This is a genomic window from Cyanothece sp. BG0011 (genome assembly GCF_003013815.1).
Classification (GTDB): Bacteria; Cyanobacteriota; Cyanobacteriia; order Cyanobacteriales; family Microcystaceae; genus Crocosphaera.
Genome location: NZ_PRLH01000133.1, coordinates 1 through 2,833, shown reverse-complemented (window position 1 = coordinate 2,833; position 2,833 = coordinate 1). Strand labels below are relative to the sequence as shown.

Genomic DNA, 2,833 nt, shown 5'->3' with positions numbered 1-2,833 from the left:
AACAAACGCAGCTTGAGAGAGATCAGGGGTGGCCAATAAGAAGGAAGGGGAAACAAGCGGTCTGGCATAAATCTAAGCTAAATCTAAAATCTCGCGGTAGAATCGAGGCGGTCAGGATTTAGTCGATATAATAGCTACTAGCAACGGGTCTAAGGAGATCATCAGCACGAAATAAGACCTTATCTCTTTTTCTTGCTGCTGAGCAACGCCGGTCTGTCCTGCTGCTCAAAACACACACTTATTGTTGCACAGGTACTCAGACCACCCAGTGCAGTTATAAACAACTAAAAACAGATGACTCTAAGTTTACAATACCCTATTTACGGGCCAGAAATCCAATGTCCCCATTGTCGTCAGGTAATTCCTGCATTAACCTTGACGGATACTTACCTATGTCCTCGTCATGGTGCCTTTGAAGCTAACCCCCACAATAATGAGTTAGTTCATTTGCAGTCCGGTAGACACTGGCGACGGTGGGAAGGGGAATGGTACCGACAACATACCCATCCTGACGGCATTCGTTTTGAAATTCACGAAGCCCTAGACCGACTGTACACCCAAGGCTATCGGGCAACCAAGGTGATTATCGCCAACCGTTATAAAGACTTGGTGAGTACCTATTTAGAGCGTAACACCTCTTGGCGAGGAAATTCTAAGTCCGTGCCTCGTTTATATGGTTTGCCGGTGGAATTTAGCCCCGATATCCCCAAAGAACCCCATTGGGATGTTATCAATTTTGACCTCGAAAAAGAGCCAGGGGTTCCCAAACGTTATCCTTATTTTCGGTTATTTGAATAATCATGCACCATGCTTCCATTCGCACGGCTAATATTCATCAAGCGATCGCTTTTTATGAACTGTTAGGGTTTACAGTAAAAGAACGATTTACCACGGGTTATACCCTAGCCTGTTGGATGGAAGGGTTAGGGGGCAGAATTGAACTGATTCAAATTCCTGAACCCAAACCAGCCCCCGATGCTTTTGGGGATGAGCATTATGTGGGGTACTATCATCTCTCTTTTGATTTAAGCGATCGCATCTCGGATCTAACCACTTGGTTAACCACATTACAAACTCAGTTAACTGAGCTTTCTCAACAAGATCCGACTCAATTTTGTCCCCTAACCATTTTACTTGAACCTGAACAACAAATGATCGGCGATACAGTCTATGAAGTGGCTTTTATTGCCGATCGCGATGGTTTACCCTTAGAATTTCTTCGAGTAATGAAATAATTATCAGTTATCACTTACCAGTTAACTTGAATTGTATCCAGTAATTTATGACATCAGAGTTTAATTTTTTTCGTCATTGGTATCCCCTAATTCCCCTAGAAGATATTGATCCTAATTATCCCACTCCTGTTACTTTATTAGGGTTAAGGTTAGTTATTTGGAAGCCTAGATCCTCGACTCATTATCAAGTTTTTTTGGATCAATGTCCCCATCGTTTAGCCCCTTTAAGTGAGGGAAGAATTGATGAAAAAAGCGATAACTTAATGTGTAGTTATCATGGTTGGGAATTTGATCAAAATGGGGTGTGTACCAGCATTCCTCAAGCCGAAAAGCCAGAGATTCTTACTAAAAATAAAGAACAGTTTGCTTGTCTTTCTTTTCCCTCTCGTCAAGTTAATGGTTTATTGTGGGTTTGGCCTGATAAAAATAGTCAAGACTTAGCTAATAAAACCCCCCTTCCTTTATCCCCTCAAATTGATGCTGATAAGGGGTTTATTTGGTCGTCTTATGTACGAGATATGGCTTATGATTGGCAAACGTTAGTGGAAAATGTAGCGGACCCTAGTCATGTTCCCTATGCTCATCATGGGGTACAAGGAAACCGTAACAATGGGCAACCCCTTCCCATAGAAATTGTTCAATCTACCCCTACTTTAATTGAAGCAAAAATAGAGCGAGGATTGAAATCAACCATTACCTTTGACCCCCCTTGTCGCTTAGAATATAGTATTAAAATTGGGGACAGTAATAAGCAAGTAGGTTTAGTGGTTTATTGTGTGCCTGTTGCCCCTGGAAAATCAAGAATAGTAGGGCAATTTCCCCGAAATTTTGCTAAAGGTTTCATGAAAATAATTCCTCGTTGGTGGGAACATTTAAACACGAGACATTTAGTCTTAGAAGGGGATATGATTTTATTACAACAACAAGAATATTATTTACAAGAAAAACAAGAGACCGAAAGCTGGAAAACTGCTTATAAATTACCCACAGAAGCAGATCGTTTAGTGATTGAATTTCGACGCTGGTTTGATACTTATTGTCAGGGTAAGTTACCTTGGGAAACAGTAGGCATTAAAGACACAAATTTAACCATTAATGATAATCGTCAAGAAGTATTAGATCGTTATCATCAACATACTCAACATTGTTCAAGTTGTCGCAATGCCTTAAAAACTATTAAAACGTTGCAAGTTATTTTATTAATTATTTCTATTCTTTCTATTCTAGGCTGTTCAATGATGCCCGATCAATTTCGTCAACAATGGGGATTACTTTTAGGGGGATTTGTTATCTTTGGATTAGGACTTTATAGCTGGTTAAAATGGTGGTTAGAACCTCGTTTTTATTTTGTTGATTATGTTCACGCCGATAAAAAATAATTTAAGTAAGGTAGGCATTGCCCACCCTACCCGTTAAACTTTATTTAGACAGAAATCGCTTAGCTAAAGAAAGAGCATCAGCAATATCAACATCTTGATCCCCATCGGTATCAAGAAAACTTTGGAGAAGGGAATTATTTCGCTGTCCGGGAGGTTTAGAATTATTAGCCCCTGCTTGTAATAATTGTAAGATGAGAGGAATAAGAATGGGTAACATTG

3 protein-coding genes are annotated in these 2,833 nt (G+C 39.9%); all 3 read left to right on the top strand.

The window, feature by feature from the left end; genetic code table 11:
• Positions 1 to 294: 294 nt before the first annotated feature.
• Genes C4E06_RS16155 through C4E06_RS16145 form a run of 3 tightly spaced genes read left to right on the top strand, consistent with a single transcriptional unit; the run spans position 295 to position 2,614 of the window.
• Positions 295 to 798 carry a TIGR02652 family protein gene (locus tag C4E06_RS16155; RefSeq protein ID WP_107668994.1) on the top strand — a complete coding sequence of 168 codons (504 nt, stop codon included), beginning with the start codon at positions 295 to 297 and terminating at the stop codon, positions 796 to 798.
• 2 nt (positions 799 to 800) lie between these two features.
• The gene (locus C4E06_RS16150; RefSeq protein ID WP_107668993.1) at positions 801 to 1,235 is read left to right on the top strand and encodes a VOC family protein; all 435 of its coding nucleotides are present in this window, start codon (positions 801 to 803) and stop codon (positions 1,233 to 1,235) included.
• A 47-nt stretch (positions 1,236 to 1,282) separates the two neighbouring features.
• Complete coding sequence (locus C4E06_RS16145; protein ID WP_107668992.1) at positions 1,283 to 2,614, top strand: Rieske 2Fe-2S domain-containing protein; 1,332 nt, start codon at positions 1,283 to 1,285, stop codon at positions 2,612 to 2,614.
• Positions 2,615 to 2,833 lie beyond the last annotated feature (219 nt).

Bases quoted from the DNA above. Each gene is read 5' to 3' on its own strand.
- C4E06_RS16145 (WP_107668992.1), top strand. From the start codon at position 1,283: ATGACATCAGAGTTTAATTTTTTTCGTCATTGGTATCCCCTAATTCCC.
- C4E06_RS16155 (WP_107668994.1), top strand. From the start codon at position 295: ATGACTCTAAGTTTACAATACCCTATTTACGGGCCAGAAATCCAATGT.
- C4E06_RS16150 (WP_107668993.1), top strand. From the start codon at position 801: ATGCACCATGCTTCCATTCGCACGGCTAATATTCATCAAGCGATCGCT.